A 16,910-nucleotide genomic window follows, 5' to 3' on the forward strand; every position below is an offset into this window, starting at 1 on the left:
TAGCCGCTCTCACAAAAATTCCCCAAAAACAAGACTGGTCTGGCGGAGCCAATTGCGGATAATGAGCGGCCTTGGCATTTTGTTTAACCAGAGATTCTCAACCTTAGGTCAGCGCATGAACAGCATCTCCCAACGCATCGCCGAAGAACTGAACTGCCGCGAACAGCAGGTCGCCGCCGCCGTCGCCCTGCTCGACGAAGGCGCCACCGTGCCCTTCATCTCCCGCTACCGGAAAGAAGTCACTGGCGGGCTGGACGACACCCAGATGCGTAACCTCGAGGAGCGCCTGCGCTACCTGCGGGAGCTCGAAGATCGCCGCGAGGCCATTCTCAAGAGCATCGCCGAGCAGGAAAAACTGACCCCCGAGCTCGAGCGGGACATCAAGGCGGCGGATACCAAGACCCGCCTGGAAGATCTCTACTTACCCTACAAGCCCAAGCGTCGCACCAAGGGCCAGATCGCCATCGAGGCGGGCCTGGAGCCCCTGGCCGAGGCGCTGCTGGGGGATCCGAGCCTGGATCCGGAGACCGAAGCCGCGAAATACCTGAACCCCGAACACAAGATCGACGACACCAAGGCCGCACTGGATGGCGCCAAGTACATCCTGATGGAGCGCTTCAGCGAAGACGCCGAGCTGCTCGGCAAGCTGCGCCACTTCCTCAAGCACGAAGCCAACCTGAGCGCCCGGGTGGCGCCGGGTAAGGACGCCGACCAGTCCCAGGAAGTGCAGAAGTTCCGGGATTATTTCGAGCACGATGAGCCCCTCAAGAGCGTGCCCTCTCATCGCGCGCTGGCCATGTTTCGGGGCCGCAACGAAGGCATTCTCAACCTGTCTCTGACGCTGGGTGAGAAGGAGCCCGAGCGCACCGAAGCCCACCCCTGCGAAGCCATGGTGGCCGATCACTGGCAGATTCGCGACCAGGGCCGGGCCGGGGACAAGTGGCTGGGCGAGGTGGTGCGCTGGACCTGGCGGGTCAAACTGCTGACCCACCTGGAAACCGACCTGCTCAGTGAGCTGCGGGAGGTGGCCGAGGAAGCCGCGATCAAGGTGTTTGCCGCCAATATGAAAGACCTGCTGCTGGCGGCCCCCGCCGGTCAAAAGGCTACTATCGGCCTGGACCCGGGCCTGCGCACCGGGGTGAAAGTGGCCGTGGTAGACGCCACCGGCAAGGTGGTCGACCACGGCGCCATTTTCCCCACCGCGCCTCAATTCAAAATCGCTGAAGCCGAAGCGGTCATTGTCGCGTTGTGCAAAAAGCACGATGTGGAGCTGATCGCCATCGGCAACGGTACTGCCTCCCGGGAAACCGAAAAATTTGTTCAGGACATGCTGAAAAAGCACAGCGACCTGAAAGCCAAGAGCGTGATGGTGAACGAGTCCGGCGCCTCGGTGTACTCGGCCTCCGAGTTTGCCGCCAAAGAATTTCCGGACCTGGACGTCACCATTCGCGGTGCCATTTCCATCGCCCGCCGTCTGCAGGACCCGCTCGCAGAACTGGTGAAAATCGATCCGAAATCCATTGGTGTGGGCCAGTACCAGCACGACGTATCCCAGACCCAACTCGCCCGGGAGCTGGACGCCGTGGTGGAAGACTGTGTGAACGCCGTGGGCGTGGAAGTGAACACCGCTTCGGCGCCGCTGCTGGCCCGCGTGTCCGGTCTGAACCAGACCCTGGCCAACAATATCGTGGAATTCCGCAACGCCAATGGGGTGATCCGCTCGCGCAGCGAACTGAAAAAAGTGCCGCGCCTTGGGGACAAAACCTTTGAGCAGGCAGCGGGCTTTTTGCGCATCGCCGGCAGCGACAACCCACTGGACGCCTCCGGCGTGCACCCGGAGGCCTACAGCGTGGTGGAGAAGATCGCCCAGATCAACGCCCGCGAAGTGAAAGGTCTGATCGGCGACTCGGCGTTTCTGCGCAGCCTGAAAGCGGCGGAGTACACCGACGAAAAATTCGGGGTCCCGACGGTCACCGATATCATCCGCGAGCTGGACAAACCCGGCCGCGACCCCCGCCCGGAATTCAAAACCGCCCAGTTCCAGGAAGGCGTGGACACCATCAAGGACCTGGAGCCGGGCATGATTCTGGAAGGCTCGGTGACCAACGTCACCAACTTCGGTGCCTTTATCGATATCGGCGTTCACCAGGATGGCCTGGTGCACATCTCCGCCCTGTCCAACACCTTTGTGAAAGATCCCCGCGAAGTGGTCAAGGCGGGCGATGTGGTGAAAGTCAAAGTGATGGAAGTGGACGTGCCGCGCAAACGCATCGGCCTGTCCATGCGCCTTGACGATGAGCCGGGTGAGAAAACCGACGGCCCCAAAGGCGGCCCGCGCCGCGCACCGAAATCAAGCGGTGGCCAGAACCGTCAGGGCAACCGTGGTGGTCAGGGTGCCGGTGTGGGCAGTATGGGCGCCTTGTTGCAGGAAGCTTTGAAGAAGAAGTAAGGGCGTTTCAACGTTATTTCAACGGCACGACACGCGTGCCGTTTGGTTGGGTGTCCACGGGTACGGGCGCGCCCCATGCTTCTCTAAGGGAGCCTGAAATTATATGGCACCGTCTTGGTTCCCTACATACCTGAACCTGCCGTCAACGCTCATGCGCCGCCTCAGACAACGTTTTCCTGACGGGTGACAGCAGATACTCAACCACCGACCTGGAACCCGTCTTTATCTCCGCTGACACCTGCATACCCGGCCGTAAATCAAAGTGTATACCTTGCTTTACCAGTTGCTGCTGTTCGAGCGTAAGGATTGCCTTGTATCCAAACTGCCTGGATGTTGATGTATCACTACTATTCTGGTCACTTATAGAGTCTGCACTAATATTCTCGACAGTGGCATCAATCATTCCGTAACGTTGAAATGAATAGGTCGATAATTTAATCTTCGCGTTCTGTCCAGAATCAATAAAGCCAATATCCTTGTTCTCGATAAAGACTTCCGCTTGTAACGGCTCATTGTCAGGGACGAGTGTCAACAATACGGTTCCCGAGGGAACCACCGAGCCTTCAGTGCTCACCGCGACATTCTGGACAATGCCATTTTGTGGAGCCGTTAACTCGAGAAGGTGATTTCTATAAAGCTGCTTGCCCAAATCCTCCTTGAGCTGAGCGATTTTCTGATTGTTAACGCCTCGCTCTTGCAATAGTCTTTGGCGGTACATAGTGGTAATGCGATCCACGCGAAATTCGGCTTGCGCCATTTCGGCCTGAAGGGCTTTGATATTATGGCGTTGAGCACGCAAGTCCTGCTCCGCTTCTATCCGATCCTTTCGCTTGTCCATTAATTCAAGTCGCCCACTGTTACCCACCTTCGCCAACTTTTCGTAGGCTTCCTCATTAGCGCGATAGATCGGCAGTAGCTCTTCCAGCTTTTCTTTTACTTGCGACGCAGAAGCCAATTGCTCCTGAATCCGGATTAGCGCTGATTTTTGTTCATTGAGATCGGCAGTCAATGCTGCTCTATTTATAAGGAACTGCTCATGAACCTGCTGAAATAGGAGCGCGTCATCTTCATCAACGGATTGAAAGGGTCGTTCGTCGAGCTCCGCCTCAATCCGCCTAACTTGCAGCTCGGTCAGCTTAAGCTCCAACTCAAGCTTTCGCGTATCCGCTTGAGAGATGGCAGAATCCATCAATATAAGGGGTTGACCGGCGTCGACCAACTCCCCCTCACGCACCAGGATCTTCGACACTCGCCCGCCTTCCAGAGGCTGAACGACCTTAAGACGCGTTTGGGGAATGAGTTTACCTTCCGCACGGGCAACGATATCGAGCTTCCCCCAAAAAGCCCAAAGAACAACGAGACCTAACAGCGTCAGGAGAATCCCAAGGATCAGCCGAGGTAACGGGGAGGGAGGTGCACGCAAAATACTCAACAAATGCGGTGAAAAATCCGTAGTGTTCTGGGACGTAGGTTTATATACCATGTTATTCGAACTCTTCTGTAGGCCTACCGGAAACGCCAGTCCAGTAGGCCTATGGAGAAGCAACTACTAGCTGTTGCTCGCCAAACCGGGCTGAATGGATTGAGGATTGCTGCGTGACGCCGACAATGTAGACAGAATGTCTTTATGCGACAGCTCGGACAGCTCGCCTTTCAATCCGTATTGGTAAGCCACTTCTCCGCCCAGGGCGTCAGTATCGCTGCCTTCCAGATGGGCATCCAGAAGGGAGTCCATCACTCCCCACCGATCCTTGCCCGATGCATTGAACTTGTCCACCAAGTTATTCAGATCAAACTGTTGCACTTTATTGGCAAACAGTGCATCGCTTGTGCTCTCACCGAAGTCGCCCGCAGCTTCCATGACGATCTGCAACCGAACTTCTGGGCTTTCATCGGCTTCTCGGTCATACCAATCATTTAATATTAATCCCTCCTTATCACGCCAGTGGCGACCCTGTCCCGTCTCAAGGACAAGATTATTTCCATGACGTTTTAGCATTAAATCATCCAAGCAGACCTCCCCGCCCAGAGAGATCGCATAGTTATCCACGTCCTCATCAACGGTAACACTATCCATGCCATCTCCCTGGTTGTGCAGGAGCAATTCGGCATTAGACTCCACGTCAAGCAAGTCGTCACCTGAACCACCAATCAGGATATTATTCCCCTGGCCTCCGGAAAGGGCGTCGCTACCGCTTCCTCCCGACAATAAATCATGGCCGCAAGCCCCGGATAGAGTATCGCTCCCCTGACCACCTACTAGAACGTCGTTTCCATAACCACCATTGAGCTGGTCTGCCCCCTCTTCGCCGAACAGCTGATCGTTCCCGGCCTCTCCATACAGGCTGTCTTTCCCGGAACCGCCGTGAACGAGGTCATGACCACCTCCGGCATGAACTTCATCATTGCCTTGGCCGGTATAAATCACGTCATCATTATGCTCAGCTGTTATCGTGTTTCGGCGTTTATCTCCATAATGCGTTTTCTCAGACACCAACAACTCACTTAATGACACCTCATCTCCATTTTCAAACCGGAACGTGGATACCGGACTGTTCCCCTCTTCATCAATATTGAATGTCAACCCCTGATCAGCCAACTCATTACCATGACGATCAACCATATAAACCTGTACGACGTTTGACTCACCCTTTACTGAGCTACGCGCCACCACGTTACTTCGGCCGATATGCTCACCAAACTGAACGCTGTTGGTGCCGGAATTGTCCTCAATGGTATCCAGACCATTCCCTAAACGATACACATATGTATCATCACCTAGACCACCTTTAAGCACGTTATTTCCGGCATTTCCTACCAAGGTGTTGTTACCCGAATTGCCTTCTCCGGTAAGATTGGCATCGCCCACTAGCATGAGATTCTCAAGGTTTTCTGACAGTTTATAATCGATAAAGCTTTCTACTGTGTCGACACCTTCTCCCGATCGCTCAGTAATCTGATCGGCGTCGCTATCTACCACGTAAATATCATCGCCCAAGCCTCCGTGCATTTCATCATCACCTCCTTGGCCGTCCAGGCGATTATTGGCTTCATTCCCAAACAACACGTTATCAGAAGAGTTGCCGGCACCGTCAATATCCTCGGTACCAACCAAGTGCAATTCCTCCAAGTGGTCATCCAAGGCGTAGGTAGCGGAGCTGTAGACAATATCGTAGCCCTCATCCGTCTCTTCATGAACTTCGTCTGTATACCAAACCGTTTCCGTATAACCAGAGCTGGAATCACTTCCGTTCAGGTCAACACCAAAGTCGCCTTTGCCATCACAGTTTGACTCATTCGTTCTCTCTGTCCCGCACGCATGATCTTCATTGGAGTAATGGTCGTTTACTTTTTTACTGTCGCTGCCATTTTTACCTCCCTTACTGCCCGGGTTACCTGGAGAGGTTCCCGGCCCATCGTTCCAGTTATAATCATGCCCTGGCGGGGGTGGGTCTTCGCCATTCCCTACGCCCTCATTGCCTTTTTGCGGTTTATCATCGTCACCGTCCTGATCATCTTCGCCGTCGCCGGGGTGTATGATGGTTTTCGAATAACCGTCTACATAGTAAATATCATCGCCGGCTCCACCCGCCATGAAATCAAAACCTTCACCGCCGTCCAGACGGTCATTGCCATCTCCTCCAAACAGCTCATCTTCACCAGTGCCGCCGTCCAGTTCGTCATTGCCAGATCCACCATCCAACACGTCATATCCGGAACCGCCAAACAGAATGTCGTTATTGTTATTGGCATAGCTGACTTCACCGTAGTAGGGGTAGCCACCGTAGGAGGTACCTCCATACGAACAGGCATCCGATTTCAGGCCATCATCTCCTCCATAGAGGTAATCGTCGCCTTCACCTCCATAAAGCATGTCGTCGCCGGACCCACCATCCAGGTGGTCATTGCCAGCGCCGCCATCCAGAACATCATCATTGGATGTTACGTAGCAGCTATAACCTCCGTAATAGCCGCCATAGTAGCCTCCATACGAAGAAGAACTTTCCAGAACAGCATCATCGCCACCATAAATATAGTCATCGCCGTCGCCACCGTAGAGTTCATCGTCACCGCCGGCGCCATCCAGGTTATCATCCCCGCCTTCACCCTGAATCAGGTTCTGGAAATCATTACCATTCAGTTGATTATCCCCGTTGTTACCGAGTACATTCAGGTCTTTTTCACCCGTCAGCGTCAGTTCCTCTACGTTCTCGGATAGACTGTAACTGACGGAGCTTTGAACACTGTCATAGCCATCGTCAACCGATTCGTTGATGGTGTCCTGAGCATTGTCAACGATGTACTGATCATTACCCGAGCCACCTTCCATAAGGTCGGCACCAGCGCCGCCATCAAGAAAGTCATCACCACCTTTGCCAATCAGGTGGTTATCCCCACTATTACCGTGAATCTCGTTGTCTGAACTATTGCCTACGCCTTGAGTATCATCGTAGCCACCCAATTCCAGCGCTTCGACGTTAGCGGACAGTGTGTAGTTCACGGAGCTATGTACCGTGTCATACCCTTCATTGATGTCTTCTTGAATTTGATCAGCCACATTGTCCACGTAATAGCTGTCATTGCCTTCTCCTCCGGCCATGGTATCGGCGCCTTGACCGCCGTCCAGCCGGTCATGCCCCTGACCACCTATCAAATCATCATTACCCGCCTGGCCGAAGAGTTCGTCGTTACCCGCTCCGCCCTTCAGAGTATCGCCACCCTTTCCAGAACGGATCTCATCGCTTCCACCTCCGCCTGACAACTCGTTAGCGGCATCATTGCCAATGATCAGATTACTTAGATCATTACCCGCGCCATCAATAGCCTGGTCACCCGTAAGGGTCAGATGTTCCAGGCTATCGCCCAATGTGTAATCTACGCGGCTTTCTACCGTATCGATCCCCCCCGCGAACTCTTCGATTACCGTGTCGTTTTGGTCATTAATGACGTACGTATCATTTCCCAATCCACCAATCAGGGTATTGGAACCTCCGACCCCATCAAGCCGATTATTGCCGTCGGTGCCCGTTAGGGTGTTGTCCAAATCATTACCGGTACCGTCCAAATCACCGCCGACAAGCAACAGATTTTCAACGTCGCTGCCCAGCGTGTATGACACATGGGCTTCGACGGTGTCTCTGCCTTCCCTCTCGGCTTCTACGACAATATCCTGCCCGGACCGAACAATGTAGGTATCGTCGCCGGCCCCGCCGGAAAGGGTGTCATTGCCTTCTCCACCATCCAGCGTGTCATCGCCGTCGCCACCGCTCAAGTAATCGTCGCCGTCACCACCGAACAGAAAGTCGTTACCGGCCCTGCCATTGAGCGTGTCATCGCCCGCACGGCCTTCGAGGCGGTTGTCTTCATCGTTACCGGTTAAGCGATTGTTAATGGCGTTACCGATAGCGTCAATGGATTGATCGCCAGTTAAGGAAAGACTCTCCACATGACCGTTATCATCGGAAAGCTCGTAAGAGACCGAGCTGAATACTTGATCTTGGCCGGCACCGGTACGTTCGATGATACGATCATCCGCATGATCGACGATATAAGTATCATCGTCTGCGCCGCCCTCCATGGTGTCGGCACCGCTTCCACCATCCAGATAGTCGTTTCCCGAGCCCCCAACGAGCTCATCGTCACCGGTGCCCCCCAGCAAGGTATCATCGCCGGAACCACCCAAAAGCCGGTCATCACCAGCCATGCCCGACAAAGTATTATCGAGCTCGTTGCCCGACAGGTTGTTATCAAGCACATTGCCTTTACCACTAACGGCCGCGCCCGTCAGAATCAACTCCTCAACATTGTCTGGCAATTCGTAGTTTACGGATGCCTCAACGCGATCCTGCCCCTGATCTTCATTTTCATGAACTTGCTCGTCGACATTGTCTACAATGTACACATCATCGCCACTGCCACCACTCATGTCGTCCGCGCCGGACCCGCCATCAAGCAGGTCATCGCCGTCTTTGGCGATAATGACATCGTCACCTTCATAGCCAAACAGGCGATCATCGGCGTTGGTTCCCGTCAGTGTGTCATCGCCGCTGGTACCTTCCAAGTCAAAACCAAGTTCGAGCACCTCTTCATAGCTGGCAATGGTGCCATCTGAGAACTCAAAGTAGCTGATTGCGGGCTCCCGGTACGGATTGTCCGGATCAAACCCTTCAATATGAATTTCATCGCCCTCATTGCCCGTGCGGATCAGCAGAGACCCCAGTCCGAGGCTGATATTGCCGAAGGTAATTGAACCGCCGAAGCGCAGGGTGTTCTCTCCGCCTGAGGCGCTATCAACAATTGAGACTGATCCTTCTCCCGGGGTATAGATGTAAATATCTTCGCCGGCCCCGCCAATAAGCGTATCGCCGCCACCGCCACCGATAAGAACGTCCTGACCCTCGCCACCTTCCATGATATCGGCACCAGCACCACCACTTAGGTAATCGCTGCCATTTCCACCCAGCAGAATGTCGTCGCCACTGCCACCTTCTATATGGTCCTCACCATCACCGCCTATCAGGGTATCGTTCCCTCCATGGCCAATCAGTGTGTCATCTCCGGCTCCACCATCCAGGTGGTCGTCCCCTTGATACTGTTCCAGAATATCGCTTCCGTCCCCCAGAAGCTGATCATCTCCATCGCCGCCAAGCAGCGTATCCGAACCACCTCCACCAACCATCGTATCATTACCGACTCCGCCACTAAGCCAGTCATCAGCGTGATACTGTTGGTCGGTGTTTCCTCCGTCCCCCAGTATTTGATCATTGCCGCTGCCACCGTAAAGTTGATCGTCTCCGCCATAGCCGGCCAACTGATCATTACCCGCATTACCATAGAGTGTGTCGTTCCCATGATAGGCACCATTCAGATCAGCGGAATCTCCAACCACCAAGTCTTCTCCATCACCCCCCAGTAGCAGGTCATTTCCGCCACCCCCGGATAGCTCATCATCGCCTTCACCGCCATCCAGATAATCGTCCCCATGAAATTCAGGATCAACGTTCAAGCCATCGCCTTCGAGACGGTCATTTTCCGGCCCACCGACAAGTGTGTCGTCTCCTCCGCCTCCTACCAGGGTATCTTCGCCAGATCCACCATATAAATAGTCGTTTCCATGATATTCTCCGTCCAGAGTACTCGCATCATTATCGCCTACCAAGGTATCTGAGCCATCGCCTCCAAGGAGAGTATCTCCGGCTCCGCCACCAACCAGTAAGTCATCACCTGTTCCTCCTGACAAGTAATCAGACCCATGGTACTGGCCATCCAGCCCAACATCGTCGCCCCACATTCTGTCCTTCCCTGATCCGCCAATCAGTGTGTCTTCGTCGGCTCCACCAACAAGCTGGTCGTCACCAGCCCCACCATCCAGCAAGTCCTTACCTACATTAGCTGGATCCACATCACCGGGGTTCAAATCTTCACCCCAAAGGTAGTCATCCCCACTACCGCCGTATAAGCTGTCGTCTTTGGCACCACCAAACAGCCGGTCATTTCCGGAGCCACCATCCAGATAATCGTTCCCCGCGTACTCGGGATTCATTCGAGTCGGGTCCGAGTCATCTCCCCAAAGAAAATCGTCGTTCTCGCCGCCAAACAAACGATCATCATGGGCACCGCCAACCAACCGGTCATTGCCTGAGCCGCCACTCAGATAATCCTCTCCTGCGTATTCTACGGGAGTATTTTGATAATCATCGTTATCACCCCAAAGACGGTCGTCCCCCTCGCCGCCGTAGAGCTCATCGTTGCCACCTTGTCCCAGGAGTATGTCATCACCCTGGCCACCATTCAGGTAGTCGTTACCATGCAATTCGGGATCAATGGCACCGATCAACCCTGGAATATGCGTACTGTCGCCTCGGATGTAATCGTCATCTTCTCCACCGAAAATCTTATCGTTTCCGGCACCACCTCTTAGCGAGTCCTCTCCCGAGTTGCCGTATAATTCGTCATTACCGTAGCCGCCGTCGACGACATCATCACCATCGCCAGCCTCCACATAATCGTTCCCATCGTTGACAAGGGTTACCCCTGAAGCTCCTAAAGTGTGACTTGCATTGTCACTGCTAGCAGGGTAAACAGACCAAGTGGCGCCCACGATGATCGCATTATCCGGAGCTACGTAAGGTGTTTCTTCAGGGCTCGGTATCCGATAGCCCGAATAAGTGCCTCCCGCATAAATGTAATCGTCTCCGGCTCCCCCAAATATTCTATCTTCCCCGGAACCACCGCTTAACAGGTCACTCCCTTCTCCACCCTCTATCAAGTCATCTCCGTCGTACCCGACAATAGAATCATTTCCAGAACCACCACTTATACTGTCGCTACCACCGGATCCAAAAAGAACATCGTTGTACCCATGCAGTGCATTGCCTGTTGTCACCACATTGTTCAGCTCGTTATAGCGATACTCACCATCATCCTCCAGCGGTTCCAAGTCGCCGTTTATCACATACTGAAAAACTGGGTCTTCGGGCTCTTCCTCTTCTTCCCCAACCCAAATCAGCTCAATTCCAAGATCTCCCTCGTTCCAATCCTCTATTCGGAAAATTTCGGAATCAGCCAGACTCACCTTCAAACTGTTAACGCCCTCACCATCCTCAGATAGATAGTATCGGGCACCGTTGCCAGCATCCCAATAATCCTGATCTTCTTGTCGCTTACCCTCTCCCAACTCATTGCCGTTAACGATGATTCGGCCTTGCCCGTCCTCATCCTTAATAAGACCAACGCCATCACCGTCACGGTATACGTAGGTATCAAATCCTGTGCCACCTTCTAGGGTATTTAGACCCTCACCTCCAACAAGCCAATCATCGCCGGCTCCGCCTTTTAGCGTATCGTTCTCCTCACCACCCCAGAGGATATCATTGCCGTTACCTCCCTCCAGATCGGATCCACTGTCGCTTCCCACCAATAGATCGTTCTCTTCGCCGCCGGACATAGTCGGAACGCCGTCACCGGAGCCTTGGGAGTCTCCCTCGTTATCCAGACGGTCTACCCAAATGTTCTGAAAATCAATGGTCTCCGTCAGACTTTCGTCCAGACTGGTGACGTACTCTTCCATTAAATAGCCCGTGGCGGGAGACAGCGCCTCTTCCAGCGTCGGAATACCGGTATCCGGAGAATAGTCTTCATTGGCTTCCGCAATCATATTCCGGTTGCCATCGCTCCCATCCGGGTTTACACCATAGCGGGATTCATAGTCGAGAATATCCTCTCGCCGCCGATTGAACATTCTGTATACTTGGCGAGCTTGATCATTAGTGATCGTCTCAGCGTCCACACCGTCATCGTATAGACCAAAGATGTGACTTTCATGGTATCGTCTTTTGGCGATACCAGCGTCATCTCCACCGTTGCTGGCATACCTAATCTCGTACCATGCTTCTGCGCGATTCCCCTCATCCAAAGCACTAGAAAGCCCGGGGCCTATCAGAGTATAATTTGTGTAGGCCAATGAAGTAAGCGCCACTAACTCATGAGTCTCCGATAACTCGGTAAATATTTCAGCGGCTCTTTCAGAGTTCAGATGTCGAGCCAATTGACCCTCAATAGCGTTTTCCGCTCTCTCCCTTTCAGCATCAAATAACGTGTTCGCTTCGTCTTCATCAACAGTTAAATCAAATTCATAGTCATCCATTATCTCTTCTGCTGTAGTTTCCGACTCTCCATTTAGAGCGGCCACTATTTCCTCCAGCGAAAGCTCGTCCTCTAAAGACAGCGTGATTCCCAAGGACTCCATATCATCCGAAAGAGTTGCCTTAACTTCCCATTCATTCTCGCCATTTACAACCAAAGCGTAGCCATAGCCAATTGTTGGAATATGATTGACACCATCATCATATACGGAACGACTAAAGCCCTCGCCTTCAGTAATAACTGAGCGGACTTCAGTGGCGTAATCATCCACCCGCCTAAAATTAATTGTCATATTTTATAGCTCCTTGCTTTCTCCGATTGCTGAACACTTACTTTTACCAATTGACATATTACGAAAGTCAAACAACCTAATAATGTATGAGTCTTCTTGATTTGGAAGAGAAATAGACAGCATATATTTGTTTTCTTTATAGTTTATAATAATGCTTTTCCTATGATTAGCTTCTCTCCTTGTAATAGGTGATGACTTCTCCCTTACTGACTCTATTTTTTTACATCTAGGCAACTCAATTTCATGGAAAATTCCTCCATATATGAACTCTTTATCAAGAGCTTCTCTTTCCCTTTCAGGAACATAACCTACTTTTCTTTCAGGAAGCTGGTATCGGGGTCCGGTATAGAGTATTACGGTGTTATTACTTCCGTCGTCCCATACAGCGTACTGGTCATCGGCGTAGAAAAACTTTCCGGAGGGAATTTCTGTCGACTCTCCGCCCCCTGTCTTAACCCTTGAGTATTCCTCTCTCGTGGTAAATTCTCTTTTCTTGCAACTTCCTACATACCGTTGCAACTTATCATCATTCCAATCATCTACTTCTACGGTCGGCGGAACAATGGTAATTAAGTCCGGATTTTTTGTCAGATCATTGATAAACTCATTACATATATCGCCATATGACATATACGATGGAATCGACCACTCAACGGAAGACCATGATTGAATCATCTCACGAGCTCTTTGCTCTGCGGATCCTTTCCGGTAAGGCCCTTCCTGATTCTTTAAATCATTTGCCGAACATGCAAAAGATGTGAGCGCCATAAGAATAAGTATCAATAAAGACTGTTTCATGATGGTTCGTGCTCCAAATTTGAACTTAGGGGTGTTTCCTCTTGATCCTTTCTATCCACGGCTAGATGGCACTCAAGCTGGCTTCCAAGCGTCACCACTTTATCCACCATTAGTCCTTTAGGCAGTTGGTGCGTAATAAACAGCAAAGTTACTTTTCCCCGTAGTTTATTAACGGTTCTCGCAAATTGTTCAGCCGTGGATTGATCAAGAGCGCTAGTGGCTTCATCAAATATCAAGACGCCCGGGCGTTTAAGCAATGCGCGAGCAATGGCCAGGCGCTGTTTCTGGCCTCCCGATAGGCCAACACCACGCTCACCCAGTTCGGTTTGGTAGCCCTTTGGAAGCTGCTCGATAACCTCATGAATTTCCGCCATTCGACAAGCCTGGGTGATCTGTTCAAAAGTAGCGCCCGGGTTTGCGACTATGAGATTTTCATGTACGGTACCAGAGAATAGCTGTGTCTCCTGAGGTACTACACCAAAGTATTGCCGCAGCTCATTGGCTGCGAGATGCCTGACATCCCGGCCATCGATTTTTATCCGTCCATCAGACGGACGATGGAAGCCCTGGAGTAGTTTGGCCAATGTGCTTTTACCAGAGCCCGAGGGCCCCATAATTGCAACGGCACTACCTGACTCTACAGTTAGATCCAGTTTCTGGTACAAGTAGGGAAGGTCTGCACTGTACCGAAAGCTTAGGGATTGACACTCAATATGACCTTTGTCGGATTGGGTCCGGACCGGAGTAACCGCGTAGGGCTCAGCCGGGGCGTCCATTACGTCGCCCAGTCGTTTGACGGCGATGTTTGCCTGTTGGAATTGTTGCCAGAGGCCCACCATACGCAGCATTGGCTGAGAGAGGCGGCTGGCGAACATCTGGAAAGCGACGAGCATGCCTATCGTCAATGTATCGGTGGTCATTACCAGCCACGCACCTACGCAAAGTACTGCTAGCGTCTGAAACTGTTCGAGCGTATTCGCGGCAACGTTGTAGGTGTTGGACAGACTGCGTGACTTAAAGCTCGCCTGCAGGTAAGTAGATAAGAATCCACCAAACCGCTGGCGTAGCTGAGGTTCCATTTGAAGTGACTTCACTGTCTCCATGCTGTTGATGTACTCGGTGAGGAACGCCTGGTTTCGGGCGCCGTGTTGAAACTGTTTATTCAAGCGTTCGCGCAAGGTGGGCGTAATCGCCAGACTCAACACACTGATCGCAAGGATCACCGAAAGCACAATCAAGGTAAGCTGCCAACTGTAGTAAAACATGATGGCCAGGAATATAAAGAGGAAAGGCAGATCCAGAATAAGGGTAACGGCCGCACCGGTGATGAACTCCCGGATCGTTTCCATTCCCTGAATACGGGCTACCAAGGTCCCGGTAGGACGATGCTCGAAGTACTTAAGCGGTAGGTTGAATAAATGACTGAATACGTGGCTTCCCAGTATTGCGTCTATGCGGTTACCTGTGTGCAGCACCAAATATTGTCGCACCCAGGTCATCGCTGCGGTAAAAATCATAAACATACAGAGTGCAACACCAATAACAATCAAGGTATTGAGGGTATGGTGGACGATTACTTTGTCGATGATCACCTGAGTAAATATAGGCGTGGCCAGGGCGATGATCTGGATCGCAAGTGACGCCAGCAACACGTCACGCCAGATGGGTTTGTACTTGACCAATTCCGGGATAAACCAGCGGTAGCCAAATTTCTTGGGCTGGCTGTCCAGTTCGTCTTGCTTTGGCTCCTCCTCCACAACAGAGAATTTCAATTGAAGGGGATAAAGTCCGCAGGCTGCCTCAGGGGCATTCAGCAACTTTGGGGTATTGGTGCCAGCGTCAAAGTAAACAAGCTGTTGATCTTGTTGCCTTTCGAAGAGCAGAACGAGCAAGGTATTGCTAGAGGAGTTCAGCTCTTTCGAAATACCAACTCCACCAGATTCATTTTCAGAACCCTCAACAAGAAACGAGAAACAGGGCAATTCATGAGAATTCAGGCTATCGGTGGATTTCTCGGTAATCTCAATTGCGAAACCCAGAGCACGCCCCGCCAGCGCTATTGAGGCCACTGTGTAAGGAGGTGGGAATTGCTGACTGATTAACTTTGGACTGAAAAGTACCTGGTTGAGCCGACAAACACTGCCCAGAGCCCATAGGAAATGGTCTTGTGAAATTTCGAGCTCGTAAATATCGGTGGAGCCTTCTAAGCCCCCATGTGAGTTCGCCCCTCTTTTGAGGTTCCCCCACATTTCCTGATTGTTAACCGCGTCCATTGGTTTGTCCCTTTCACCTACTTCTCTAGCCAGAAGGTAGCTTTGTTTTTTATAATACAATCGTATTAATTGAGATCTCTTACGTTGTGCCTTTTATCTTATCTTAACGAAATAAGGTTGCAAATTGCGACATTGGAAACAACTGAAGTAGTTGAATCGTAAGAAATGTGACGCAGCTAACACTTTAAAAGCTGCAAACAACGGTTGGCCACTCGGTCCACGGTAGAGGTGGTGTGTTGTGTCGAATCACAACCGAATGAGTCCTGGACTCGATCGCCGCCCCCGCTTTTCCTGAGCAATTGCTCAATCTGTTTCTCTATGTCGTCTGATGTATGCTGTGGTCCGATAATTTCTCCCCTGCCCAAGCGCTTTATATTTTTGGCCATAATCAGCTGTTCTGTATGCAACGGTGCCAGAAGCACCGGAACATTATGAGAAAACGCAACTGCCATTGTTCCATGACCAGCGTGACAGATGGCCAAGTCGCAAGTGCTCATAGTGGCTTCAATGCAGTAAGGCTCTCTGCTGAAAATAAGGTTCTTGGAATCATACCGATTTACCAGACTGTTACTTATATCTGGAGAAAATATAAGTGCATATGCTCCGCACTTCGCCAATGCATCCAGAAGAGCGGTTTTATTTCGGTATCCGTTTTTCAGATAAACAAAAACTCTTTTCCTTTCGTTGCTAGGCCAATTTGGCACAATCCCGTTTGAATTGTTGTCGAAGCAACCCCAATATTCCTCGCCGCATCTTCCCCTGTAATGATCCAGTTCCGGGAGGGTACATAGAAATTGTTCATCCACATTAAAAAGATGGTGAAAGGACTCCAGTGGATTCAGGTTCATGTTACGCATGCACACATTGATCGTGTTCAGCACTTGGCCCTCGCTTTTCAACAGCCGATCCCGAGAAATCTTTCCAGAATCATCGAAACTGGGCATTGGGGTCTCTTTGGGGGGCAGGAAAAAGCCGTTTCCGATGGTTGCTTTTGGGCAACTGAATCCTCTGGCAGCCAGCATCGCCGTGGGTGCGTAATCAAAGACCATTAAGTCTGGTTGAATGTAATCGAACAACTTTCGCCAAGCGCGAAGGACTCCCAATAAACCATGCGCACTCTGGTAACCATAATGCAGGAGAATTTCCGGGTAGCTGCGCGGGGGGTTGGGTGCGGTGCGCGACATTGGTAGCCATAGCGGGGCTTGCAGTAAATCGTACCCATAACGACCAATCGTCTTTTGGGCTCTCGATAGGTCTCTAAGTATGAAAATGACTTCGCAGTCCGATTTTCGTAGTGCATCCGCTAGCGGCAGGAGTCTGTTTATATGGCCCAGATCAGCTCCGAGCTCCCAGACAATTACGACCTTTTTCATTTTATCCCTTAATTTTTTATTCATTCCTATTGTTCGATCCCGACCTTCTTCTGAGCAGGGGTTCTGCCGACTGAGCAAAG

Annotated in this window: 6 protein-coding genes; 1 reads left to right on the top strand and 5 read right to left on the bottom strand. The window is 51.7% G+C overall.

The window, feature by feature from the left end:
• Positions 1–115 precede the first annotated feature (115 nt).
• On the top strand, positions 116–2,449 hold the full coding sequence (locus tag N645_RS0111595; RefSeq protein WP_024461681.1) for a Tex family protein: 2,334 nt from the start codon (positions 116–118) through the stop codon (positions 2,447–2,449).
• Between the two features lie 142 nt (positions 2,450–2,591).
• Here the strand turns inward: N645_RS0111595 and N645_RS0111600 are convergent, their stop codons facing one another.
• The 5 genes from N645_RS0111600 to N645_RS0111625 form a co-directional block, all read right to left on the bottom strand.
• Entirely contained in the window at positions 2,592–3,932 is a 1,341-nt protein-coding gene (locus tag N645_RS0111600; RefSeq protein ID WP_024461682.1) for an HlyD family type I secretion periplasmic adaptor subunit, read from the bottom strand.
• 66 nt (positions 3,933–3,998) lie between these two features.
• Complete coding sequence (locus tag N645_RS18035; protein WP_152521693.1) at positions 3,999–12,386, bottom strand: calcium-binding protein; 8,388 nt, start codon at positions 12,384–12,386, stop codon at positions 3,999–4,001.
• Between the two features lie 3 nt (positions 12,387–12,389).
• Positions 12,390–13,184: a hypothetical protein gene (locus N645_RS0111615; RefSeq protein WP_152521694.1), complete on the bottom strand. Its 795-nt coding sequence runs from the start codon at positions 13,182–13,184 to the stop codon at positions 12,390–12,392.
• A complete protein-coding gene (locus tag N645_RS0111620) occupies positions 13,181–15,457 on the bottom strand; it encodes a peptidase domain-containing ABC transporter (protein ID WP_024461685.1) in 2,277 nt (758 codons plus the stop codon). Before N645_RS0111620 ends, N645_RS0111615 begins: the two co-directional genes overlap by 4 nt.
• 176 nt (positions 15,458–15,633) lie before the next feature.
• Complete coding sequence (locus N645_RS0111625; protein ID WP_024461686.1) at positions 15,634–16,854, bottom strand: glycosyltransferase; 1,221 nt, start codon at positions 16,852–16,854, stop codon at positions 15,634–15,636.
• Positions 16,855–16,910 lie beyond the last annotated feature (56 nt).

Source organism: Marinimicrobium sp. LS-A18, from assembly GCF_000463525.1.
GTDB lineage: Bacteria > Pseudomonadota > Gammaproteobacteria > Pseudomonadales > Cellvibrionaceae > Marinimicrobium > Marinimicrobium koreense.